We start from the raw sequence: 24,763 nt of genomic DNA, 5'->3' as shown, positions 1-24,763 counted from the left end.
GCCTCAACTATTCAGCTTTTTTCGTCATTGCTCCCCTTTATCCTTCCTTTATCCTTGAGGACATAAACGTTTGGATTTGAGTTATGCACAAAGACAGGCTTTTTTCGCTCGAGTCGGCATCCTCTATACGGATGCCGACTCGCTTGAGATCCATTTTAGTATTATCTAATAAAAAAACTGACCAGGGTATACTGGTCAGTTCAGCTTATTATTCAAAGTTTTTCAATAGTGTAGCCATTTCGATTGCAGCTGTTGCTGCCTCCCAGCCTTTGTTTCCTGCTTTTGTTCCTGCGCGTTCAATCGCCTGTTCAATCGTATCTGTAGTAATGACGCCAAAAATGACAGGAATACCGCTTTGTTGAGATGCTTGAGAAACACCTTTTGCTGCTTCGTTACACACATAATCAAAGTGTGGAGTAGACCCACGAATAACAGCTCCAAGTGTGACGACTGCATCGTATTTTCCTGAGTTCGCCATTTTACCAGCTACTAGAGGGATTTCAAAAGCGCCTGGCACATAAGCGACTTCCACGTCATTCACTTCAACACCGTGGCGTTTGAAAGCATCTACAGCCCCTTCATATAACTTTCCTGTAATGAAATCATTGAATCGACCGACGACGATCCCTACTTTCAATCCTGTTCCGACAAGATTTCCTTCTATTGTTTTGACCATTTGTACGACTTCCTTTCTAGTAGTGGAATAAGTGTCCCATTTTGGATTGCTTTGTTTTTAAATACAATTCATTTTCTTTTCTCGATTCCATTTGGATTGCCACACGCTCGACAACTTCCAGCCCGAAGCCGCCCAACCCTGAGATTTTCTTTGGATTGTTTGTCAGCAAGCGAAGTTTTGTGACACCTAAGTCTTTAAGAATTTGAGCTCCTACTCCATAATCTCGAAGGTCAGGACCGAAGCCTAGTTTTTCGTTCGCTTCTACTGTATCAAGTCCTTCTTCTTGAAGCTTGTAGGCCTGTAGCTTATTCAATAAACCGATGCCCCGCCCTTCTTGCCTCATATACAAAAGGACCCCGCTTCCATTTTCAGAGATCTGTCTTAGCGCGTTGTGCAACTGGGGGCCACAATCGCAGCGATAGGAACCAAAGACATCTCCTGTTAGGCACTCAGAATGAACGCGTACGAGCGTTGGCTCATCCGGGTTTATTTCTCCTTTCACTAGAGCAATGTGATCTTTATAATCAATGTCATTGGTAAAAGCGACAGCTCGGAAGTCCCCGTACTCTGTTGGCATTTTCACTTCTACTTCCCGTTTGACATGGTTTTCTTTATTATGGCGATATTGAATGAGATCGGCAATCGTAATCATCGGGATATCAAATTCATCCGCCATTTCTCTTAGATCAGGAACACGTGCCATTGTACCGTCATCTTTGATAATCTCACAGATAACCCCGGCAGGACGCGCACCTGCAAGTTGTGCAAGATCGACAGAAGCTTCCGTATGACCTGCACGTCTAAGCACGCCGCCTTCTTTTGCAATCAGCGGGAAAATGTGGCCGGGCTTTTGAAAGTCAGCAGCAGTTGATTCAGGATTAAGCATCTCCTTGATTGTCAAAGCACGCTCATCTGCTGAAATTCCTGTTGTCGTATCTTTATGATCGATACTTACAGTAAAGGCCGTTTGGTTTGGGTCTGAATTGTTATCCACCATTGGCATAAGCTCAAGGTCTTTTGCCAAATCATCCGATATTGGTGTACATACAAGACCGCGTCCATATTTAATCATGAAGTTGATCATCTCGGGAGATGCATACTCCGCAATACCCACTAAATCCCCTTCATTTTCACGGTCTTCATCATCACATACAATGACAAGTTTTCCTTGTTTCAAATCTTCAATAGCTTTCTCAATAGAATCAAACATACACTCACCCTCTTATGCAAAGCCGTTGTCAGAAAGGAACTGTTTAGACAGTGCTGACTTCGGCTCTTCTTTTTTTTGACCATTTAAGAAATGGGCGACATATTTCCCGATCATATCGCACTCGATATTCACTCGATCACCAGGACCTTTTCCTCCGAGTACCGTGTGTTCCATCGTATGTGGAATAAGAGAAATCGTCACTTTATCATCCTCTACACCAAACACAGTCAAGGACGTTCCATCTACAGCAATAGACCCTTTATAAACAAAATAATGAATTAGTTCTTGTGGTAAGGCGATTTCATAATAAACTGCATTGGATTCTGGCCGCTTGGAAACAATCTTCCCAATACCATCAATATGTCCAGAAACGAGGTGGCCACCGAAACGACCGCCTGCAGCCATTGCTCGTTCTAAATTTACGGGGTCGCCTTGCTTCAATTCATGAATGTTCGTTGCACGATAAGTCTCAGGCATGACATCGAACGACACAGCACTTTCTGTAAAATCGGTTACAGTTAAACAAACACCGTTGATTGAAATACTATCTCCAAGTTTCACATCTTTTAAGATATCTTTGGCAGTGATACTCACTTCCAGTGCTTCTGTTTTGTTTTTTACAGACTTAAGTGTTCCGATTTCCTCTACTATCCCTGTAAACATTAAGATTCCCCTTTTCTTACGGAAACAATTTTTATATCCTGTCCTATCATCTCTGTGGAGACAACTTCCAAAGACCGGACATTTTTCAATTGTTCGATTCCTTTACCCGCCACCGGGGTCAGTGCCTCTTTTCCACCGATTAGTTTTGGTGCTATATAAGTGATGGTTTCATCCACTAGATCGGCGCGGACAAAAGCGTCTGCTATGGTAGCTCCTCCTTCAACTAATAGGGAGGTGACTTTGTGCTCTCCCAGATAACGCAGGACTTCCTCTACTTTCACTTCTTCACTAGACACGGGAATGACACGGACATGAGAATCATTTCTGAACTGTTGCAATTCTTCCTCTGTTACGTTATTTCCTACAAAAATCCATGTCGGGGCTTGAGAATCGCGAATTAACTGAGAGGAAGGCGGCATTCTGAGATGGGTGTCGAGAACGATACGAATGGGATTTTCACCCTCTCCGGGAATCCTTGTCGTCAACTTAGGGTTATCCATGAGGACCGTGTTGATTCCTACGAGAATCGCATCCGATTGATGGCGATAATGGTGACCGTCCAAGCGAGCTTCTTCTCCTGTAATCCATTGACTCTCACCAGTCGAGGTGGCAATTTTTCCATCTAAGCTCATCGCAGACTTCAATCGGACATATGGCATATGAGTCTGAATGAAATGAAAAAACGATCGGTTCAATTCATCCGCTTCTTCCTTAAGTACACCAGTTTTCACTTCCAAACCTTTCTCCGTCATCATACGGATGCCTCTTCCTGAAACTTTAGGGTTCGGGTCACTGGAAGCAATTACTACACGACGGATGCCGGCTTCAACAACCGCTTCCGCACAAGGAGGCGTTTGCCCGTAATGACTGCAAGGTTCCAGAGTAACGTATATATCAGCGCCTTGCGCCTTATCCCCAGCCATCCTTAGTGCATGAACTTCTGCATGTGGTTCTCCTGCCTTTACATGAACCCCGATGCCTACGACTTGGTTCTCTTTGACGACAACGGCCGCAACAGAAGGATTCGGACTTGTCTGCCCTACTGTTTCCCGTGCCATTCGGATCGCCATACCCATATAAACTTGATCCCGGTTCATGTCTTTCCCACCTTTTTCAAACACTGTCTCCCTAAAGATTATGGAGCTCGGTTTTATTTCTTTGTTACAACATCCTTTTTGGAAAGGTTTAGAAAAAATAAAAACCCTGAAGAAGACAGACTTCCCCAGGGTCATGACGTAAAAAATCGCATACACCAAATAAGGGTACACGTATCAATGAAGATTAGTACCTTTTACGCTTCTACAACCTTCTCCCATCCAGACTTTGACTGTCGGCTTTGGACTTACACCAAATCAGGGAAAACCGTGCTTAACACTGATTCTCCGTCGCGGGCTCGGAGTATAACTCCTTACCGCCGGCTGGGATTTTCACCCGACCCCGAAGGTTCGATATTGAATTGGATTCTTACATATTTAATATAAAACAAATAAGCAAGAAGTGCAATTTAAATGAACTGCTCCTTTTATTTTTTCACCTATCTACCTATTGTAAAAAAACATCACATCAGCTAACATAAAATTACATAAGGAAAACGTTTGCATAAAATGACGGATACTGTCGTATAAACAACTTCTAGAATAAATACACATGATTAAATGATAAACAGCTATATTTTTCAAGTGGTTATGCAATCGATTGCATAACCATGGATTTATGTATGCCAAAAAAAACAATAAGGAAAGAGAGGGATTTTTTATGGAGCGTGTATGGTGGAAAGAAGCTGTTGGATACCAGGTTTACCCGAGAAGTTTTCAGGATTCAAATGGAGATGGAATCGGGGATTTACAAGGAATGATCGATCGACTGGATTACTTGGAGGATATGGGCATTGATTTTATTTGGATCTGCCCCATGTATAAATCCCCTAAAGATGACAATGGATATGACATCTCCGATTATCAAGATATTTTAGAGGAATTCGGGACAATGGACGACTTCGATCAGTTGTTAAAAGAAGTCCATAAGCGTGGTATGAGATTGATTATTGATTTAGTTCTCAACCATACCAGTGATGAGCATCCCTGGTTCATAGAATCAAGAAGTTCTAAGGACAACCCTAAACGTGATTGGTACATTTGGCGTGATGGCAAAAACGGAGGCGAACCAAATAACTGGGAGAGTATTTTTGAGGGATCTGCCTGGGAATACGACGAGAAAACCGAACAATATTACCTTCACGTCTTCTCTACCAAACAACCGGATTTGAACTGGGAAAACCCCGAGGTCCGTAACGCTTTGTATGACACGGTCAACTGGTGGTTGGAGAAAGGCATCGACGGTTTTCGGATTGACGCTATCAGTCACATCAAAAAACGTCCAGGATTCCCTAATATGCCGAACCCTAACAAAGAAAAATATGTGTCCTCTTTTGATATGCACATGAACCAACAGGGCATCCATGAATTCCTCCAAGAGTTTAAAGAGAAAACGTATGATAATTATGATGTAATGACGGTGGGAGAAGCGAATGGTGTCCGTGCAGATGAGGCAGATTTATGGGTAGGTGACAATGGGAAGATGGATATGATTTTCCAATTTGAACACTTGGATCTTTGGGATCAAAAAGCCGAACAACAACTGGATATCCTGGGATTGAAAAAAGTACTGACTCGCTGGCAAAAAGCTTTAGAAGGTGATGGATGGAACGCCTTGTTCGTTGAGAACCATGATAAAGCAAGAGTCGTGTCTACATGGGGAGATGACCAAATATTTTGGCGGGAGAGTGCAACGTCCATCGGCACAATGTATTTCTTTATGCAAGGGACTCCTTTCATATATCAGGGACAGGAAATCGGAATGACGAATGTGGCTTTTCCTTCGATTGAAGATTATGATGATGTTGCTGCGAAGAACCTTTATAAGGCGAAAAAAGAACATGGGTTATCTCACAGTGAAATCATGGAAATCCTTTGGAATACATCACGCGATAACAGCCGAACTCCAATGCAATGGAGTAGTAAGGAAAATGCAGGTTTTACAACGGGATCTCCATGGATGAAAATCAATCCGAATTATAAAGAGATCAATGTTGCACAACAAGACGGCGACCCCCATTCCATTTTGAACTATTATAAAGACATGATCCGTTTGAAAAAGAAATATGGTCTTTTCACATACGGCACCTATCAGTTGGTTTCAGAAGATAATCCACAAGTTTATGCATACACTCGCACAATGGGTGAAAAAACAGCCATTGTCATCACTAATTTGACTAATAAAACGGCAAGTTTCGAGTCTTCCTATGCTATAAGCACCGAAGATTTGATCCTTTCTAACATTATTGTTGATCCACACGAACAAGGGAAGCACTTTCCGCTTAAACCGTTTGAAGCAAGAGTGTATCTAATAAACAGTTAATTTTAAAAGCGCAAGCATATTTGCTTAAAACAAGATTCATCGTGACGTTTTTGGTCTGCAATGATGAAAAAAGAAGTTCGGTTAGTTCGAAGCGGCCTGTTGTAACACCGAACGGCCCCGCTTCCTGTTAGACGAATTGCTTCAAGGATGATGGCTCTTGAGCAGAAGCTATACCTTTCTGTAAAAAGATTCTCTTTCACATGATTAAAGGTCTGGCTCCCAGCGTGGTAGCCAGACCTTTTCGTCATTCTCCGATATATGTGTCCGCTTGCATCTCGATTTCTACATTTCCCCCGATAGCTTTTGAGATCATGCAACTTTTTTCAGCTTTTTCTACAAGGCGATTCAACTTGCTAAGATCCCTTTCCCCTGCTTCAACAGTTAAAACTACACGTGGACGGTGAATGATTTTTTTATAGGTGAAGACACCATCTGTGACATCTACGATCCCCTCTGATTGCATATCCATTTCTTTCAAAGGAAGCCCTGCTCGCTCAATCATAGCTGCAAGACTTATTATGTAACAGGTTGCTGCTGCTCCTAACAGCATTTCATCAGGATTTGTGCCTACATCAGGTCCTGCCATTTCTTTTGGGATTGATATTTCCGTTTTCAACTTATCTGACTCGATATAACCGACTTCATTTCTACCGCCAGGCCAGTCTGCTTTCAAATGAAAATGGTGTAAAGACATGTCCAAACTCCTTTCTCGTTATTTTACCCTTGCCGCAAATTCAATATTCCCACCGTTGTTTTCCCGGATAAACGTATGCTTCCTTGTATAACCAGCAAATTCATTAACTGAAACATCCCGTTATTGAACGTCTTTGACTCGATCCTAATTTTAGGAATCCTCTTGATCCCAATCTTTTTTGAACCGGGCCATTTTCACTTGCAGTTTTTCAATCATCTCAAGGACACGGTTGAAATCATTAAGGTCTACATCTTCTTCATCCATCGAAGATACTACCTGATGAAGCATTTGGATTCTATTTTTTATATATTGAAATTGTTGGGAAGGATGTTGAGCTGCTTTTCCCATTTATAACCCCTCCTTATTCATGCTCCCTACTTTTATCTTACCTGCATCCTATGGAATGTAAAATATTCTGCATATAAAACGCAGGTGTCTTGTTCACCCACATGTGTAAGAGGGAAGCTTGTAATTCTTGGCACAGAAAGGAACGAACCAAAAAGCTGGAGGATATCCTATCCCCCAGCTTCCTCCTTTATGCTTCTTCTTTAACTTCTTTTTTATTGGAAAGGAACCAGCCGAGCACAGCAATCAATACGAGTACGGAATAGAAAAAGACCTTCCATCCTGTAGAGTGGGCGAAGTGCTCATCGAGAATTTGAATATTCGGGTGGGCGAGTGTGGATACGACAAGTTTTACACCAACCCATCCGACAATAACGAACGCTGCCACTTCCAACCCGGGACGAGCTTTCAATAATTTCACGAAGTAACCTGCAGCAAAACGCATGATGATGATACCAATCATACCACCAGCTAAGATGACAGCAAACTGCCCTCCATCAAGGCTACCAATGGCCGGAAGATCGGTTTCAGGCAAGGCGACAGCCAAGGCAACGGCCGCTAGAATAGAGTCGACTGCAAATGCTAAATCAGCTAACTCGACTTTCAATACTGTAACCCAGAAACCTTTCCCCCGCTGATTCCCGACGTCTTCTTCCACCTCTTCTTCTATATCATCTCCCCGTGTTCTCCAGCGGTCAAAAAGATGTTTACCTGATATAAAGAGTAAATAAGCAGCTCCTAACGCCTGGACTTGCCATACATCTACGAGGAAGGAAATGATAAACAAGGACCCAAATCTAAGTATGAATGCACCTGCTAATCCGTAAAATAAAGCTTTTTTCCGTTGTTCTTCTGGTAAGTGTTTGACCATGATTGCCAAGACAAGTGCGTTATCCGCGGCCAGGATTCCTTCTAATCCTACAAGGACAAGCAGTACCCAACCATATTCAATCAGTAATTGAGCGTCCACAATAATTCTCTCCTTTTCTCCATAAAAATGGCCCTCACCACCATGGTAAGGACCAAATAAATAGACCTTTACCACAGCGGGTAAAGGTCTCGCTAACAACTTCCGTTGCCAATAAAGCCGGGGAATTCCTCCCGAAATGACGACTTTATTGTCCCAGCTACTCCCCTTTAGGAATGCTAATTCTACCCTTAATCATAGCATGCAACATGATATTGTCAACTATTTCCCTGCCCACTTTACCGAATAATTTTAGTATGGAACAGGACTCTTTCCTTATTCAAAATCAAACGGACGTTTGATGAAACCGCAACATTCCTCACCCTTCTGTTTTTTCTTCAAACAATCGTGAAATTTCTACGATCACCTGTGTTGCTTTTTCCATGCTTTCCAATGAAATATATTCATATTTACCATGGAAGTTTTCTCCTCCTGTAAATATATTCGGAGTAGGTAACCCCATATAAGAAAGTTGAGATCCATCTGTCCCCCCACGTATGGGTTTTACTAGAGGGGAAACACCTTTGTTTTCCATTGCTTCATAAGCAGTGGAAACGATATGTTTGACCGGTTCAATCTTATCTCCCATGTTAAAATATTGATCCTCTATGGTCAGTGACACGCGACTCTCCCCGAACTCTTTCCTAAGGTCGTCAGCAATTTTTTCTAACTTCTGTTTTTTATCATTAAATAAATTTTTATCATGATCACGAATTAAATAAACAAGCTCTGCCGTTTCTACATCCCCTTTGAACGAATGGAGATGATAAAACCCTTCATACCCCTCTGTATGTTCCGGGGCTTCTTCTGTCGGCAAGGCAGATTGGAATTCAATTGCTAACTTAGTGGCATTGACCATCTTATTTTTCGCTGTTCCAGGGTGGACACTATGTCCATGAAAGATGATCTTTGCGGTAGCTGCGTTAAAGCTTTCAAATTGAAGCTCACCAAGTGGACCACCATCGACCGTATAAGCATAAGAAGCTCCAAAACTCTCCACATTGAATTTATGGGGCCCCCTGCCAATTTCTTCATCAGGAGTAAAAGCAACACGGATATCTCCATGTTTGATTTCAGGGTTTTGAATGAGGTGGTTCATTGCTGTCACAATCTCTGTAATTCCCGCTTTATTATCGGCGCCTAACAAAGTTGTTCCATCAGTTGTGATTAACGTTTGTCCTTTATATGTAGGAAGTTCTGGGAATTCTTCTGGAGATAATCGGACATTTTCATTCAACGTAATTTCCCCACCGTCATAGTTTTCTATCACTTGAGGGTTTACACCTTCACCTGTAAAGTCAATTGCAGTGTCCAAATGAGCGAGGAACCCAATTGTAGGTACCTTTTTACTTGTATTCGATGGTAGAGTCGCCATCACGTAAGCATGCGCATCCACAGTTACATTACTCATTCCGATTTCTTTCAGCTCTTCTACTAACTTATGGGCGAGATTCCATTGTTTTTCGGTAGACGGTGTTTGATCATTAGTTTCATCTGATTGTGTATCAATCTTCACATAAGAGGTAAAACGTTCAAGTAATTCCTGTTTCATTGTCATCATCCTCCATACTGATTCTTCTTCCCTAAGTTTAGGCGTACGATGATTAAAAGTAAATGTATTGCTTCCACTCCAATCTTTGGTATTCTTAAACTAGTTGTATTTTCCAGGTCGGTTTGTATTCCGAGCGAGCTCCGATCAAGCATAAGAATTGCGTTTAGAAAATGAAAAAGCATCGCCTCGACCTTCATTACGTAAGAGCCCGAGGTTGTTCGAAGATGGTTACCCCATCAATAGGAGAGAATGGATAAAGATTTTTATAATTGAAGGAGTGTTGACGATTGATTCATAAGCGTTGGTTCCAAGTAATAGTAACAGCTATATTACTCTCTTTATTCATTTTATTATTGAATAAAATCCAGTTTTTCTTTGAGCCTATATTGATCTATATTGGTGCTATTGCAGTGCCGCTGGTCGGTGGAGGAATCCTTTTTTACATATCACGACCAATTTTGCATTTATTAGAAAGATACCGCGTTCCCCGTATTCTTGGTATTTTGATTATCTTCCTATTATTCATTTTTGTTGGGTTTTTGATTACACGCTTCATTGCACCAATTGCGCAAGATCAATTTACGAAACTTGTGAATAATATCCCTGATATGGCTGAGATGCTTACCGAAACGGTGACTTACTGGCAACAAAATCAAGACATTATACCGAGCCAGTTCAATGACACCATTGAGAATGTTGCTCAGAATATGCAAACCTATATACAAGATGCATCCAAAATAGTCATTAATGTAATCAGTCAATTGATCGGTTTCATTTTTGCGCTTGTCTTGATTCCATTCTTCCTCTTTTTCATGCTGAAAGATGGAGATAAGCTCATTCCATTCATTAAACAATTTTTGAATGATCGAGCAGGGAAAAGCTTTGAAAAATTGGCACGTTCTATCGATTACACGTTAAACGCATTTATTTTAGGACAGATGACCGTCAGTATCGTCGTCGGCCTGCTCCTTTTGATCGGCTATATGATTATTGATCTCAACTACGCTCTTACATTAGCTTTGTTTGCTATGGTAATGAATGTAATCCCATTCGTCGGACCATTCTTAGCCGTTATTCCAGCTTTACTTGTCGGTTTATTCCAGGATCCTATGCTCGCTGTATGGGTAGTGATCATTACGATTATCGCACAGCAGCTGGAAGGTAATTTTGTATCGCCGAACGTGATGGGAAAAGCCTTAAGTATCCACCCGCTCACGATTATTACATTGATCCTCGCAGCCGGAAGCCTTGCAGGTTTTCTTGGGCTCTTATTCGCCATTCCTACCTATGCTGTTCTAAAAGCTATTATCAGCCACTTTTATGAGGAATGGTTAGACAGAAAAGCAGTTTCAGACTCTAAATAGATAGAAAACAGGAGCCCGCTACATCCACTGGATAGTGGGTTTCCTTTTTTATGTAAAAAAACATCCACGAGGAGATTTTAAAATGCCACAACCAAAACTATGGACATGGCCCTTCATTTTTTTGATACTGGCCAACCTGTTCACATTCATGAGTTTCCAGATGCTTCTACCTAACCTTCCACCTTACATTGAATCGATTGGTGGCAGTAGTCTGCAAATCGGACTGATCACCACCACTTTCGCTTTTGCGGCAATCATAATCCGTCCATTCATCGGTCATATTCTCATGACCCGACCACGGAAGGCCCTTGTCCTTATTGGTGCGGGAGCTTTATTGATCATGACCGCCCTTTATCCGATCACACAAATCGTTGTCGTTCTTTTGGTCATCCGCTTTATCCATGGATTAGCATGGGGGTGGTCAACGACCGTTAACGGAACGGCCGCTGTCGACCTTGTTCCGAGGAGACGTGTCGGCGAAGGAATGGGTTATTTCGGATTATCAGTGACTGTCGGTATGATTATGGCTCCCAGTTTAGGTATTTACCTTTATCAAAATTATTCCTTTAATTTGTTGATTATCATTGCGATCGCTCTCGGGTTGATTGCGATTGCTCTCTTTTCCGTGACAAGCTTCGTCACTCCAAAACAAGTGTATAAGAACCAGGAAGACCCTCCACGTTTTTCTTTCACTGGTTCCTTAATTGAAAAAAGAAGCTGGTATCCAGCTCTCGTCACTATTTTGAATACATTTGGATATGGGTCGGTCGTGACCTATATTGTGATTTTCGGGAATGAACAAGGCTTAACAGGCACCTTTCTTTTTTATTTCTTCAATGCCTTGTTTGCGACCATTTCTCGTCCTATCACAGGGCGCTACTTTGATAAACGTGGACCTTGGAAATTAATTATTATCTGCTCCTTCGTATCCTTTATCGCCATGTGGATTCTCGCTTTAGCAAGCACAAACCTTCACCTTGTCATTGCTGGTGCTTTATTCGGAATTGGATTCGGATCCATGATGCCAGCTCTGCAAGCATGGGTCATTTCAAAAACCACTACAGAGCGAAGTGGTATTGCGAATGGTATGTACTATTCATCCATCGACCTTGGAATCGGATCAAGCGCTTTGATTTTAGGTTTTATCTATCAATTTGTAACGACTGCTACATTATTCAAGCTTTCCAGTTTCCTATTCATCATTGTCATGGTACTGACAGTGATCGATTATCGAAAGCAAACCGAGCCATGGCAAGCTCCTCAATAAAACCTAAAGTATTTCCTTAAACTAAATAGCAGGATACTACAAGACTTCATTACGAGATGTTTGTTGGTGCTTTAGGGGCTTCGGAAAACGGTTCGCTTTCCCTGGGGTGGCCGCTGAGTCTCCTCAGGCTTCGCCTTCCGGGGTCTCACCTCTCCCACACGCCCCATAGGAGTCAACCCGTTTCCCTCCGCCCCTCAGCCGTATAATGAGACTCGAAATCGCTCTGCATGGTATCCCTCGTTGCATGAGAAAATCCCAGGACAACGTCTGCTATTGAGCCTTTTCACCAATAGCTCCCTATCCTGTGCGTCCGAAAGTTTCGAGATACTCAGTATGGTAATGGGGATGGGAAGCTCGCCAGTTTCCCCCAGGAATGCGAGTAGCTTCCCCACCACCCCTGACGCCCAACACGGCAACGAACCGCGGAAACATCTCCAAACCGTGTCTTACGGAATAGGGAGCTTTTTGGAAGAGAGAAAAGGTCCAGAGCTGGGTGCTCTGGACCTTTTTGTTGATTAACATTCATTCACCTGCTGCCTCAATTTCTTCGAGGAGCTTATCAAGGATTTCACCATCTACTGTGGATACTTCAGTACGGTAGAAATCACGCACAGGCTCAGCTTTTTCCTTAAATGCATTACGCTGCTCTTCTGTCAGTTCGATGATTTCTGTCGGGTTTTCTTCATCGTTCTTGATGACTTCCAAATATTCTTCGTTTTGCTTCGTTTGCTCGTCGAATACCCAACTTTGCATTTCTTCAACTGTCTCATCGATCATGGATTGCATTTCTTCGTCTAATCCGTTATACCAGTCTGTGTTCACTGTTGTCATAGCCACATAGTTGTTGTGGTTGGAAAGCGTCATATAATCCTGTACTTCATGGAACGAAGCGTCACCAATGAAGAAGATCGGGTTTTCTTGACCTTCCACTGTTCCTTGATCCAAACCTGTGTACAACTCTCCCCAACTCATGGATTGTGGATCTGCACCATAAGCTTTATAAGATTCCAGAATCAAAGGAGATGTTTGTGTACGCATCTTTAGTCCTTCAAAATCTGCCGGTTCAGAGATCTCCCTGCTTGAGGTCCATTGCATCGCTCCTTCAGACCAATAAGAAAGAGGAGAAATACTGTGCTCTTCATACAATTCGCGAAGATCTGTATTCAATGCTTCACTATCATTCAAAATTTCTTGAGTAGTTTCTACACTATCAGGGAATAGAAAATGCAAAGCGAATAGTTGTCCTTCTTTAACCATATTACCTGTAAAACCAGGAGACATAACAGCCATTTCCACTGTACCGCTTTGAAGCTGCTCAACTTGGTCTGATTCACTACCAAGTCCACCAAATTCATATACATCAATATTGACGGCTCCATCAGATTTCTCATTCATACGTTTTGCGAATTCTTCCGCATATTCGTATTGGACCTGTCCGTCAATTTCTTCTGTTACGAACTTCCAGTTATACGTTTCCCCGTCACCCGCGGCATTTCCTTCGTCATCACCACCGCCACAAGCGGCTAACATCAAGCTCAACACAACTAACGACACTAGTGCTAATAGACTTTTTTTCTTTAAGATAAAAATGACCTCCCCAATTTTTGTATATTTGCTTTCACTCTTTGTTTTTATAAAAGAATGAGTGAAAGTTCCTCAAAGAATATTAATAAAGCAGAGATACCAAACATTATTAAAATATATGGAGGTGTGCCTTTGATAACCTCTAAGTAAGGTTTATTGAATACGGCACTTGCCGTAAATATATCCACTCCGAACGGCGGCGTTGCAGACCCTAGAGCAGCCTGGAAAGTAATGACGACACCTAAATGGATAGGATCGACACCAGCACTCATTGCAGCTGGATAAAATATCGGAGTTAAGATGAGTATGACGACAATCGGGTCGACAAACATACAACCGATAAAGAAGAAAATTGTAACCATCAATAATACATACATGGCACTTGGGTCTGTACCCAATACGCTTTCAGTAATCATCTGAGGGATTCTTGCAAATGAAATGACCCATGTGAATGCCTGCCCCCCTGCCACTAATACAAATACAGCGGATGTTACTAGTCCGGTAGATCTCGCGATTTTCGGCATTTCTTTAATATGTACGGATCGATAAACCAACACTTCCAGTATGAATGCATATAGTACGGATACCCCGGCTGCTTCCGTAGGACTGAAGAGCCCTGTATAAATACCACCAATAATCAAAACAGGAAATCCAAGAGGCAAAAGAGCCTTCCTTGTCAGCTTCAAACGCTCGCTCCAGTTTGCTTTATCGGCAAGTGGGATGTCAGCCACTTTTGCATAGATGATACTGTAGATGGCAAAACATAAAAAGACAAGCACTCCTGGGATAATTCCGGCAATAAATAAATCTCCGACCGATGTACCTGATACAAGACCATAGATAATCATGCCGATACTCGGTGGAACAAGTAATGCGACGTCACTGGAATTGATGATTAAAGCCATGGCTGACGAGTCTTTATACCCGACTTTCAACAGTCTTTGACGCATCGGTTTACCAATGGCAACAACCGTCGCTTGCGTGGATCCGGAGATCGCCCCGAATAGAGTACATGCGGCGGCAGTCGTTACGGCATAGCCCCCACGTATATGTCCTATAAAAGAACCAATGAAATCCAACAGACGATTAGACGTTTTTCCTGTTGTCATAATATCTGCGGCAAAAATGAACAATGGTACAGCTAGAAGCACATAAGCTTCTATTCCTGTAGAAAACTGTTGCATGAGTATCATGGGATCCAAAGTTGGAAAATAGATGAATATGATGATCAATGGTGCTACCATCAGCGGAATCATCATAGGAAAATTCAAGAAGAGAAGAATCACCATGATTATGAGCATAGTCGCTATCATATCGTTACCCTTTCTTCACCAAATTTTATTATAGATGTGTGCCTTCAAGTTCCTTTGTTTCTTGATCGTTATAATCTTTTGCATCCGTCCCTAGATAGACTTCATCCCGATGGGTGATGTTCACTAACATGTTTCGCAAAAACTGGATACTTCCGAGCAGGAAGCCGATCGGAATAAAGATGTACAAGAAATAGGCTGGCATCTGTAGTGCAGATGTAACTCGGCCTGATTCATAAACATCCAACACATATAATGATGAATAGTACGCAAGGACGAATAAAACGATCGCTGTTACAAAGGGTATGAATATGGCTAACATTTTCCTAACCTTAAATGGAGCCAGGTCATAAAAGGCGGACATACTGATATGCCTTCCTTTTCTTGCTGCATAACTAATCCCCATAAAAGTTGCTACAACTACAGCTATTTGACTGACTTCATCAGCAAATGGCAAAGAATAACTGAAGGTTTCGCGGATTATTGCTTTTCCTACCACCATCAAAGCAATGATGATGACAGCATAACTTAATATGAATTCTTCGATCTTTAATATGATTTTGTCTACTACTTTTAAAAGATTCAAGTATGTAATCCTCCTAAATTTAGTGTTGTAGTAGTTTTTAGGTCAATTACTAAACATCATACCGAATAAGGTAAATTCTCTCAAATTTCTTAAAACAGAATTTTTCGTCTATTTTGATTATATTTTACATTGTAGAAGAAATGTAAAAGTTGCAGGCATATATAATCCTCATACCTCACTATAGATACTAATTGCTCCAAAATCACTAATACTTATTCCTTATTTTGGAAATATTATATCTCAATATGGAAAATGATAGACTACAGAGTCCCCGACCCTTTCATATCCAATTTTTTTATATATTGAATTGGAAGTCGGGTTGGCCAAATCAGTGTAAAGTGAACAAAAGGAGTAACCTTGGCCTAGCAATTTATTCGTTAGATGCCATACAACCTGGGAGGCATATCCGTTTCGCTTAAACTCATCTGGGGTGTATACCGCATTAATGGTAGCACCGTTTTTTGTCGACCTTGCTCGACTTGCCATGGATACAGGTTGGCCATCTATGACCCAAAGATGTAATCGTTGAGTTTCAATTAACTCTTTTGTCAATTCCGGGACACGCTCACGCACATAAGATTCCCCTACTTCCACTCCATATTGTTGGATCCACTTTTCTAAAAATCCCTGGTGTGAAAAATCTGCTACAATTAATTCACCTGGTTGTTCGGGGATCTGTTTCAACCTGTTTAATTGATGAATTCCTTGCTCCATCTGCAATTCAGCTCTCTGACCTGTAAGGGCTTCCCACTCTTCCAAGAACCCTTGCACACTCTTTTTATTTCCTATAACGCCTGGAACTTCATACTTTCCATCAAATAAAAATTTTGCAAATGCTTCGAGGTGGGAAGGGTGGCCATTTTCCAAAGATGGAATAATCCATAAATGGGGGGCTGTCCTTATCGACATGAATGTAGTTTTATCGTTTTCTTGAATATAGATGAGATCACAATTCCTTTTTCCGCCGGATTCTTTCATTCTTTCTAAAATCCCAAGTGGGAGATTGTTCTCTGCTTCCTTACTCAACAACAACGGTTCCACAGCTGTGAAAAACTTGATTAGATCGCTCTCATAACTTATAGTCATAACTACATACCCCTTTTCTTTCTGCTTGAAACATTTTTTTTGTTAATATTCTGAATATAGTTAAATTTCCTATTATTATACTTTCTTACGGAAAGAAGAACAACACAAGAAAGGAAGGTCTTTAATGACAAAAAAAGAGATTCAAGACCAAATCGCATTCCTGAAATCCGATTATATTCGCATTCAAGGAGATTTGGATAAACTAGAAGCTGCTGGTGGCAATATTCAAAATGCTGAAGAACAGCTTGCTCGTATGGAGAAAGAGCTTAAAGAGCTAAATCAGCAACTTGCAAAAGCTGAAAAATAAAAATGACGGAGGTGATATCACCTCCGTCATTTTTATTTTGTCTTATTGTTTTCTTTACCTTTCCTTTGCCCTTCCAGCTTCTCCTGAATTTTCTCAAATTCCTTACTAGGAGGCATCAGCGAAACAATCACATCGCCATTTTCTGCTTTATATTCCATGTTTGGTGTAAAGAAGTCCACTTTGCCGGTAGAGCGTTTGACAAATAACATCAAAGCGTGCTCATCCATGTTCTCCACATAATCTTCATAGGGGTATTGATCCGTAATTGTCGTTTTACGGAACACATATCCATTTTCCACCCGTGCATTCAGTTCTTCCCATGATGCCCCTTCCTGGAAAAGTACTCTCCCTCCGATGGTATGGACCAAGTCTTCCAAGTTATCTCCCTCTTTATTGCTCAAGCTGAGCTGAAAGGAGTTATTTCGCCCATACTCCGGAACGAACGTCGTACAAACGAGCGCATTATAGGAATCCAACTCTGTTGCAGCAACCAAATATTCATAAGGAGTCATATCCAAATAATATTCCGTTTGTTCAGATAATATTTCGCCATGATAGGACTTCATTCCTCGTGAGCGAGCTCGGGACAGCCTCTCCCATGAAGAGTCTGTAATAAGGACAGGGATTTTCAGCTCTTCTAATGTTTTGGCCAACCCTGTAGTAAAAGCACTTCCACCAACAATAAGGACACCTGGTGGTCCTTCCATTGATAAACGCAATTTACGAGCAAGCCATCCAATGGAAAAACCATGAGCGACAACTGTTGTGAAGACGAGCGCAAAGGTCAAGGAAATTAAAATCGACGCATCCTCGAATCCCTCTTCCAACAGTACACTAGCAAAATAGCTCGCAACGGTTAGGGCAACAATCCCTCGTGGAGCAATCCATCCCACCAAAAGTTTTTCTGATTTCGATAAGTCCGTACCTACTGTGGAGAGGAATATAGATAATGGACGGACAATGAATAGCATCAATGCAACAAAACCTATGATCTGTAAGTTAAAGATTTCAAGAAGTGTTTCAACCGTCAAAGATGCTGTTAACATGACAAAAATGGTAGAAATCAATAATAATGATATATTTTCTTTGAAGTGCCTCATATCCGCAATCGAAGAGATGTGCATATTAGCAAGCGTCATCCCCATTGCAGTAACAGAAAGCAACCCTGTCTCGTGCATAATTTCATCAGCTATGGTAAAGCACGCGATAACTACTGCAAACACGGCAGGAGACTTCAAAAATTCAGGGATATACCCTGTTTCAAACATCCAGCCTACACCTTTACCGCAGACCCATCCCAGGAAAACGGCAAATGCGGACGCCGCGAAGAATAACATTAGAGCAGACGGATCATTATCTGTTAAGAAAACTATAATTTCAAAAGCGAATACAGCTAATAGCGCCCCAATCGGGTCAACAATAATGCCTTCCCACTTCAGAATCTTAGCTGGACGGGGCTTTAGCTTCGCCTGTCTCAATAGCGGTAAAATGACAGTAGGACCTGTAACGATAAACAGTCCGCCGATAGTAAATGCAACAGCCCACGATAATCCGGCTACATAATGAGCGGCCAAAGAGCCTAAAATCCAACTTAGAAATGCTCCGAAAGTAACGATACGGAATACAGGTCGTCCCAGTCCCTTAACTTCTTTGAAGTCTAAATTCAAGCTGCCCTCAAAAAGGATAACAGCTACTGCTAAAGAGATTATAGGTTTGTATAAATCACCGAAGTCTTGTTCCGGATTCATCACTCCCAGTACAGGACCTGCTAAAAGACCAGCTATCGACATGACTACAATCGCCGGAAGTCTGAACCTCCATGCCACCCATTGGGAGCCGACACCGAGAAAACCGATCAACATCAGTTGTAATAGTAGGGAATCAATCATTGGGTATTCCCCTTGTATTCATATGGTATATGTACGGGCACAAATTGATATAGACAATATTTTATATCCCGTTCCCCCTTCTGTAAACTAACTTGTCTTTATAAATGCATATCCATTAATAAAGTATTATTCATACTGGTAATCATAACCTTTTTAAATTTTCTAAAAAAATAATTGACAGAAAGGTATGACATTGATAGTATTACGGTCGTGCCAAAAGAAAATTCATTATATCATGAATTTATGAACCCCCACTACATTGCCGCTCGCCTTCTGGATAAGAGCGCTTTTTTTACGCAAAATAAATAGACATCTATGAGGAGGAGCGAGATATGAAAGCAAAAGACACCATTTTTGTCGGATTTACGTTATTCGCTTTGTTCTTTGGTGCTGGAAATTTAATTTATCCTGTTTCCTTAGGCATTGAATCAGGAACTTCTTATATACCTGCAATCATCGGCTTCGTTATTACTGGAGTAGGGTTGCCGATCATAACTGTGGCTGCTATATCTCTTGTAAGAAATGGTGCGGTTCAATTAGCCGGACGAGTTCATCCGATGTTCGGTCTATTATTCACCGCTATGGTCTATTTAGTCATCGGTCCATTTTTCGCAATACCACGTGCGGCGAACGTAGCCTTCGAAACAGGAATCGCCCCTTTTACAAACGGAAAATCAATGGCCCTCTTCATTTTTACGGTCTTATTCTTTTTATTCGTTTATTGGGTCAGCCGAAATCCTTCAAAACTAGTTGACCGTGTCGGCCAAATCCTGACACCTGTTCTTTTTATAGCAATTCTCGCTTTAGTTATCGGCAGTTTCTTTATCCTGGATGGTCCCATACAACCAGCGGGTGAAAAATACCAGGCACAACCATTCTTTACCGGTTTCATTGAAGGCTATTTAACCATGGATGCTATTGCTTCCTTAGCCTTTGGAATCATTGTTGTAGCTTCATTCCGCGATCGCGGGGTCACAGATCCCAAGCAGATAACATCCCTCACGCTAAAAGCAGGATTGGTTACAGCTGTCGGTTTAACGAGTGTATATGTTTCCATAGGATGGATTGGTGCTAAGATGGCGACAGAAGGCTCCTATGATAACGGCAGCGCTATTTTGGCCGGTGCAGCTCAAATCCTTTATGGAGATGTCGGTACGATATTACTAGGATTGATTGTCGGGCTGGCCTGTTTGACCACGTGCATCGGCTTGACTGTTGCTTGTGGCCAATTCTTTTCTAAACGAGTACCAGGACTTTCCTATCAACATGTGATTATTATCGTATCGTTGATCAGTTTTGGAATATCTAACATAGGATTGAACCAGATTATTGCTTATTCTGTACCCGTGCTTGTTTTCGTTTATCCAATTACGATTGTTTTAGTGGCGTTAACGTTCATGAGTCGTCTATTCCGTCATTCCACATACGTATATAGAGGGGCGATTCTATTTACATCCGTCATCGGGATTTATGATGGCCTTGTCGCTTTCGGTGCGGACGTAAGTGCTATAGAACCTTTGATCAGCCAACTTCCTTTATTTGAGTTGAATCTAAGCTGGGTCTTCCCTGCCCTGATTGGCGGATTGATCGGTTTTCTCTTCCAATATTTAAAAGGAGAGTTCCCACCTAAAGAAAGTTATCAAAATTAGCACCTATGAAAATCCCTCTCCATTTTGGAGAGGGATTTTTTAGGTGTTCTTAACTTGATCTGCTCGTTATTGATCCAATAAAGCCACACTGACTTTCACATCAAGGTTCTGGCCGCCACCGCGGTAAACACCTTGAAGAGGACTGACATCTGCATAATCCCTGCCAGTGGCAATTCTTATATGCTGTTCTAGGGCCTCCACATTATTGGTAGGATCGAGCCCAATCCAACCGATACCTGGAGCCATTACTTCTACCCAGGCATGTGTCGCCGCATCTCCGATAAGTGCTGAATCTTCGCCAACATATAAATAACCACTAACATATCTGGAAGGGATCCCCTGGGATCTCAGGACACTTATCATAATATGAGCATAATCCTGGCAAACACCAGCATGAAGCGGCCATGATTCACATGCTTTAGTGTTCACCTGCGTTACCGTTGTATCATAGCGGATGGACCGGTTAATATATTCCATCAACCTCAATGAAAAACGGATAGGATCATTAGCATCACCGACTTCATTCATAATTTCCTGTATTTGTTCTTTATATAAAAAGGTGTAGGGTGTCTCATTCAAGTACGCAAGATAATGATGTCGGAAAAGCTCTGAATGGAAAATGGACCTCATTTCGTCCGAACACTCTAACATGCGGATTAATGGGCTTTTTTGGATACTGACCGTTGAAATGGTCTTCAATGTGAGATGTTGATGCTTTTCAGGAATGAAAAATGTCTCCACATGATTTCCCCACAGATCAATATGTTCCTTCGTCATAGAACCGGGTGTGATTTCTGTCCGATATGCCAATAATCGTTGGCATTCATCAGTACGTGGTTTTAGTCGAATATGATTCATGCTCTGATCAACGTAATTATCGTAATAAAAAGTGTTGGTATGTTGGATATGATATTTCACTACCTATTCCTCCTGTGTATCTTTGCGTCTTTCTATTTGGCATGGACTGGCTCTATTAGGTAATAAGTTTCAGAGAACATGCGGCTGAGTGTCGAACACCGATTCTGGAAATGATCAAGGAAAGACATTAGCTGATTCATATCCATTTCGTTGATATCTGTTTGGGATATTTCTTCCTGGATCAGTTCCAGCAGTTGAAATAGGTCTTCAGAATAATGGGATACTTTCCCACCCTCAAGCTTGGAGGCAGCTTCCAGGACATGGTCCATACAATAACAAATGGATCTAGGGAAGGTCTCTTCTTTAATGAGAAAGCTGAGCACATGTTTTGAATCCATCGTTGGCGGATGTTCTTTAATATAGGCATCATAACCATTCAAAAATTGAAGTGCAGTCAACCAATAGTAATAATGATCTGTCGCAACATTCGTCTCTTTCCTGTTTTTCTCGCAAGTGACATTCAAAATTCGAGCTGTTTTTTCTGCGCGCTCCAGCCACTTGCCAATTTTGATGAATGTGTAAGGGGTTCCCCTGCTCATGCTTGATTCAATGACACCCTGTGAAGTCATCGAAGTTTTGATCACCTTTTTCAAATAGTCTTGAGTGTGTTGCCTGGTGCTCGGAAGTTCCTGCCAATCTTTTTGATCCAAATGGAATTCATTCAATACTTCCCACAATTCTTCAGGAAGGATATCCCTTGTCGAGCGGGCATTTTCTCGAGCATAGTTCATGCCATTCATTAAAGAATTAAGATTGAATGGACTGATAGTGAGATACTGGATGAGGGTATCACGATCTAAACGTTCATAAAGCCCGTAATAATCCTTAGCGGAAGCACAAATCTCCAAAATTTCTTCCCAGTCTCGGTCTACGGTTTCTTGATTCGAAGCCTCCAACATGTGAATAAGTTGGACACTTAGCACCCTTGCATTATTTTCGGCCCTCTCTATGTTTCGAGACATCCAATAAAGAGAATCCGCTACACGACTAAGCATGTTGCTCACCACTTTCCGCCAAAATCCATGTATCTTTCCCGCCTCCACCTTGCGAAGAGTTCACGACTAATGATCCTTCTTTAAGGGCAACTCGCGAGAGCCCACCTGGAAGCACATTCGTTGTTTTCCCTTGCATGACAAACACCCGTAAATCGACATGACATGGATAAAAACGACCCTCCTGGTAAGCTGGCGCCCGTGACAATTTAATAGTCGGCTGCGCAATATACTGGTGCGGCTTTTCGATAATTTTCCTCTTGAATTCCTCTCTCTCACTTTCTTCTGATTGAGGTCCAATTAACATATCATACCCTCCTGAGGCCCCGACATTTTTGATTACGAGTTCCTCAATATGGTCCAATACATATTCAAGTCTTTCGGGATCACTTAAGGAATACGTCTCCACATTCGGAATAATGGGATCTTCATCCAAATAGAATCGGATCATATCAGGCACATACACATACATCGCTTTGTCATCAGCGACTCCATTACCGATTCCGTTAAGTATGGAGACATTTCCTTTCCGGTATGCTCTAAGTAACCCTGAGACACCTAGTGCTGAATCTGGACGAAAAGCTTCTGGGTCCAAAAAGTCATCATCGATCCTTCTATAAATAATGTCGACTCGTTTGAGTCCACGAATGGTTTTCATATAAACGACATCATCTTTAACGGTCAAGTCTCTCCCTTCGACAAGCTCAATCCCCATCTGTTGAGCGAGAAAAACATGATCGTAATAAGCAGAATTGTAGATGCCTGGCGTTAACAAGACAGCTGTCGGCGGTTTGGTTGGGTTAGCATTCATTGGCAGATGACTGGTAACCGCTTGATGGAGTTCAGAGAGTTGATGTTCTAGCGTTTCTATCGAATGCTGAAAGAACAATTCAGGATAAACTTGTCTCATTACATAACGATTTTGAAATACATAAGACATACCAGATGGATTTCTTAAGTTATCTTCCAGCACTCGATATTGTCCTTTTTCATCTCTTATTAAATCGACACCTGCAAGAAAGATATGGTTCTTCAGTGGTATATCCAAACCGCTGACTTGTCTGCTATAATAGTACGGATTATTCTCGATCAAGTCTTTAGGGATAATCCCTGCCTCTACAATTCGTTGCTCATGATAAATGTCGTCTAAAAAAAGATTGAGAGCTGTCATCCGTTGTTTCATGCCTGCCTCAATTTTCTCCCAATCGTCCCTGGGGATAATGATCGGAACAAAGTCGAAAGGCATCGTTCGTTCCGTTCCCCCTGTATGGTTATAAACGGTGAAGGTGATTCCTTGTCGCAGGAAATTCAGTTGGGCTGTTTCATGTTTATTCAGTAGCTCCCGCTCTGTAAATTGATTCACCAACTGGTAAAACCATTGGTAGTGGCTTTTGGGCGCACCATCTTTTTTCATCATTTCATCAAAATAAATGCCTGTTTGGTAATTTGTTAACACGTCCTCTCCTCCATTCATACTTACTATAAATCCCATACCCTTAGTTTACTCTAGTCACACGTAAATTGTAAGAAAATTTAAACTTTTAATCACCAATATAAAATCCCTCCATCACAATAGCTCCCTGTTGTGTAAGACTCAGTTTCGGAATATTTTTGTGCGAATATGGTGGTTTGGAAAACGTCTCGCTTTCCGCGGGGATGGCGTCAAGCCTCCTCGAGCTAAAGCTCTGCGGGGTCTCGCCTGCCAATCCATTCCCGCAGGAGGCTCCCCGTTTTCCCACCCACCATATGATAGATAGATGCTCGAAACTATCTTCCCAGAAGAGGAAATTTGGGTGCGGAAATGCTATAACCTCGACGGTATAGCCTGATTCTTGCAGTCACATATGGCAGGTACACGCAAGATGATTTCGAGAAACACATATAGGTAAGGGGCGGAGGGGAATGTTGAGACTCCAGCGGGAAAAAAGTGCTTGGTGAGACCCCGCAAGGCTGTAGCCTGAGGAGGCTCACCGCGCTCCCGCGGAAAGCGAGTTATTCCGAGACCACTGAAAAAGTACGGTATTTTTTGTGAGAATACGGCTCAGCCCATAAAAAAACTCCCAAGGTCCATAAAAATGGATCTTGGGAGAGGCTGGTGGCCTCAGGTAGAGGATATTATCTTCGCTATCCTCTTCAAGTTAACCGCTATTGCCGTTAACTTGGTTTGTGAAGACACACTTCTTAGACCATACCCTTCGGCACGATCTAAACCATGGAAATTCTTCATTTCCCCATTCTTTCGTTCTTGTGCTGCACGTTCTTTGTATATCTCTTTAAATTCTTTGGT

General features: G+C 41.8%; 21 protein-coding genes, 1 pseudogene and 1 riboswitch. Of the genes and pseudogenes, 5 read left to right on the top strand and 17 right to left on the bottom strand.

The features are described 5' to 3' along the window. Positions 1-208 precede the first annotated feature (208 nt). Genes ribH through ribD form a run of 4 tightly spaced genes read right to left on the bottom strand, consistent with a single transcriptional unit; the run spans position 209 to position 3,646 of the window. A complete protein-coding gene (gene ribH / locus BMZ58_RS19925) occupies positions 209-676 on the bottom strand; it encodes a 6,7-dimethyl-8-ribityllumazine synthase (protein WP_075038278.1) in 468 nt (155 codons plus the stop codon). Positions 677-692: 16 nt separating this feature from the next. Next, positions 693-1,886, bottom strand: coding sequence for a bifunctional 3,4-dihydroxy-2-butanone-4-phosphate synthase/GTP cyclohydrolase II (locus BMZ58_RS19920; RefSeq protein ID WP_075038277.1), 1,194 nt, complete (start codon positions 1,884-1,886; stop codon positions 693-695). Between the two features lie 12 nt (positions 1,887-1,898). Beyond that, positions 1,899-2,549 carry a riboflavin synthase gene (gene ribE, locus BMZ58_RS19915; RefSeq protein WP_075038276.1) on the bottom strand — a complete coding sequence of 217 codons (651 nt, stop codon included), beginning with the start codon at positions 2,547-2,549 and terminating at the stop codon, positions 1,899-1,901. Beyond that, positions 2,549-3,646, bottom strand: a complete 1,098-nt coding sequence (gene ribD / locus BMZ58_RS19910; RefSeq protein WP_075038275.1) for a bifunctional diaminohydroxyphosphoribosylaminopyrimidine deaminase/5-amino-6-(5-phosphoribosylamino)uracil reductase RibD — start codon at positions 3,644-3,646, stop codon at positions 2,549-2,551. The genes ribE and ribD overlap by 1 nt, the downstream gene beginning before the upstream one ends. Before the next feature lie 203 nt (positions 3,647-3,849). After that, positions 3,850-3,998: riboswitch (FMN riboswitch) on the bottom strand. A 306-nt stretch (positions 3,999-4,304) separates the two neighbouring features. On the opposite strand from ribD, the gene BMZ58_RS19905 reads away from it, so the two are divergent. Further along, positions 4,305-5,966 (top strand): glycoside hydrolase family 13 protein, encoded by a 1,662-nt coding sequence (locus tag BMZ58_RS19905; RefSeq protein ID WP_075038274.1) that lies wholly within the window; start codon positions 4,305-4,307, stop codon positions 5,964-5,966. A 244-nt stretch (positions 5,967-6,210) separates the two neighbouring features. Here BMZ58_RS19905 and BMZ58_RS19900 read toward each other — a convergent pair whose 3' ends face one another. The 4 genes from BMZ58_RS19900 to pepT all read right to left on the bottom strand — a co-directional run bounded on the left by BMZ58_RS19900 (position 6,211) and on the right by pepT (position 9,524). After that, complete coding sequence (locus BMZ58_RS19900; RefSeq protein ID WP_075038273.1) at positions 6,211-6,660, bottom strand: OsmC family protein; 450 nt, start codon at positions 6,658-6,660, stop codon at positions 6,211-6,213. Positions 6,661-6,810: 150 nt separating this feature from the next. Further along, positions 6,811-7,008, bottom strand: coding sequence for an SE1561 family protein (locus BMZ58_RS19895; RefSeq protein ID WP_075038272.1), 198 nt, complete (start codon positions 7,006-7,008; stop codon positions 6,811-6,813). A 187-nt stretch (positions 7,009-7,195) separates the two neighbouring features. After that, entirely contained in the window at positions 7,196-7,975 is a 780-nt protein-coding gene (locus tag BMZ58_RS19890) for a TerC family protein (RefSeq protein WP_075038287.1), read from the bottom strand. 316 nt (positions 7,976-8,291) lie between these two features. After that, positions 8,292-9,524, bottom strand: a complete 1,233-nt coding sequence (pepT, locus tag BMZ58_RS19885) for a peptidase T (protein ID WP_075038271.1) — start codon at positions 9,522-9,524, stop codon at positions 8,292-8,294. A gap of 287 nt (positions 9,525-9,811) precedes the next feature. On the opposite strand from pepT, the gene BMZ58_RS19875 reads away from it, so the two are divergent. Further along, complete coding sequence (locus BMZ58_RS19875; RefSeq protein WP_075038269.1) at positions 9,812-10,888, top strand: AI-2E family transporter; 1,077 nt, start codon at positions 9,812-9,814, stop codon at positions 10,886-10,888. Between the two features lie 82 nt (positions 10,889-10,970). Further along, entirely contained in the window at positions 10,971-12,155 is a 1,185-nt protein-coding gene (locus BMZ58_RS19870; protein WP_075038268.1) for an MFS transporter, read from the top strand. A gap of 522 nt (positions 12,156-12,677) precedes the next feature. Here BMZ58_RS19870 and BMZ58_RS19860 read toward each other — a convergent pair. The 4 genes from BMZ58_RS19860 to BMZ58_RS19845 form a co-directional block, all read right to left on the bottom strand. Next, positions 12,678-13,685, bottom strand: coding sequence for a DctP family TRAP transporter solute-binding subunit (locus tag BMZ58_RS19860; protein ID WP_075038266.1), 1,008 nt, complete (start codon positions 13,683-13,685; stop codon positions 12,678-12,680). 101 nt (positions 13,686-13,786) lie between these two features. After that, the gene (locus BMZ58_RS19855; RefSeq protein ID WP_075038265.1) at positions 13,787-15,052 is read right to left on the bottom strand and encodes a TRAP transporter large permease; all 1,266 of its coding nucleotides are present in this window, start codon (positions 15,050-15,052) and stop codon (positions 13,787-13,789) included. A 28-nt stretch (positions 15,053-15,080) separates the two neighbouring features. Then, positions 15,081-15,635, bottom strand: coding sequence for a TRAP transporter small permease (locus BMZ58_RS19850; RefSeq protein WP_075038264.1), 555 nt, complete (start codon positions 15,633-15,635; stop codon positions 15,081-15,083). A gap of 240 nt (positions 15,636-15,875) precedes the next feature. Beyond that, a complete protein-coding gene (locus BMZ58_RS19845; RefSeq protein ID WP_075038263.1) occupies positions 15,876-16,721 on the bottom strand; it encodes a GNAT family N-acetyltransferase in 846 nt (281 codons plus the stop codon). A 124-nt stretch (positions 16,722-16,845) separates the two neighbouring features. Between BMZ58_RS19845 and BMZ58_RS19840 the strand changes: the two genes are divergently transcribed. Beyond that, a complete protein-coding gene (locus BMZ58_RS19840) occupies positions 16,846-17,028 on the top strand; it encodes an SE1832 family protein (RefSeq protein WP_075038262.1) in 183 nt (60 codons plus the stop codon). Between the two features lie 32 nt (positions 17,029-17,060). Here BMZ58_RS19840 and BMZ58_RS19835 read toward each other — a convergent pair whose 3' ends face one another. Beyond that, positions 17,061-18,917, bottom strand: a complete 1,857-nt coding sequence (locus tag BMZ58_RS19835; RefSeq protein ID WP_075038261.1) for a cation:proton antiporter — start codon at positions 18,915-18,917, stop codon at positions 17,061-17,063. Positions 18,918-19,249: 332 nt separating this feature from the next. Between BMZ58_RS19835 and brnQ the strand changes: the two genes are divergently transcribed. Next, the gene (gene brnQ, locus BMZ58_RS19830; RefSeq protein WP_075038260.1) at positions 19,250-20,566 is read left to right on the top strand and encodes a branched-chain amino acid transport system II carrier protein; all 1,317 of its coding nucleotides are present in this window, start codon (positions 19,250-19,252) and stop codon (positions 20,564-20,566) included. A 66-nt stretch (positions 20,567-20,632) separates the two neighbouring features. Here the strand turns inward: brnQ and BMZ58_RS19825 are convergent, their stop codons facing one another. The 4 genes and pseudogenes from BMZ58_RS19825 to BMZ58_RS19810 all read right to left on the bottom strand — a co-directional run. Continuing rightward, entirely contained in the window at positions 20,633-21,484 is an 852-nt protein-coding gene (locus tag BMZ58_RS19825) for a transglutaminase family protein (protein WP_075038259.1), read from the bottom strand. A gap of 32 nt (positions 21,485-21,516) precedes the next feature. Then, positions 21,517-22,479 (bottom strand): alpha-E domain-containing protein, encoded by a 963-nt coding sequence (locus tag BMZ58_RS19820; protein ID WP_075038258.1) that lies wholly within the window; start codon positions 22,477-22,479, stop codon positions 21,517-21,519. Then, positions 22,472-23,932, bottom strand: a complete 1,461-nt coding sequence (locus BMZ58_RS19815; protein WP_075038257.1) for a circularly permuted type 2 ATP-grasp protein — start codon at positions 23,930-23,932, stop codon at positions 22,472-22,474. The genes BMZ58_RS19820 and BMZ58_RS19815 overlap by 8 nt, the downstream gene beginning before the upstream one ends. Positions 23,933-24,583: 651 nt before the next feature. After that, positions 24,584-24,763 (bottom strand): annotated as a pseudogene (locus tag BMZ58_RS19810) (transposase); the annotation flags it as partial.

Origin of the sequence: Halobacillus dabanensis (genome assembly GCF_900114165.1) — a bacterium.
Taxonomy (GTDB): Bacteria; Bacillota; Bacilli; order Bacillales; family Halobacillaceae; genus Halobacillus; species Halobacillus dabanensis.
This window is presented reverse-complemented; position numbering and strand designations above follow the sequence as displayed.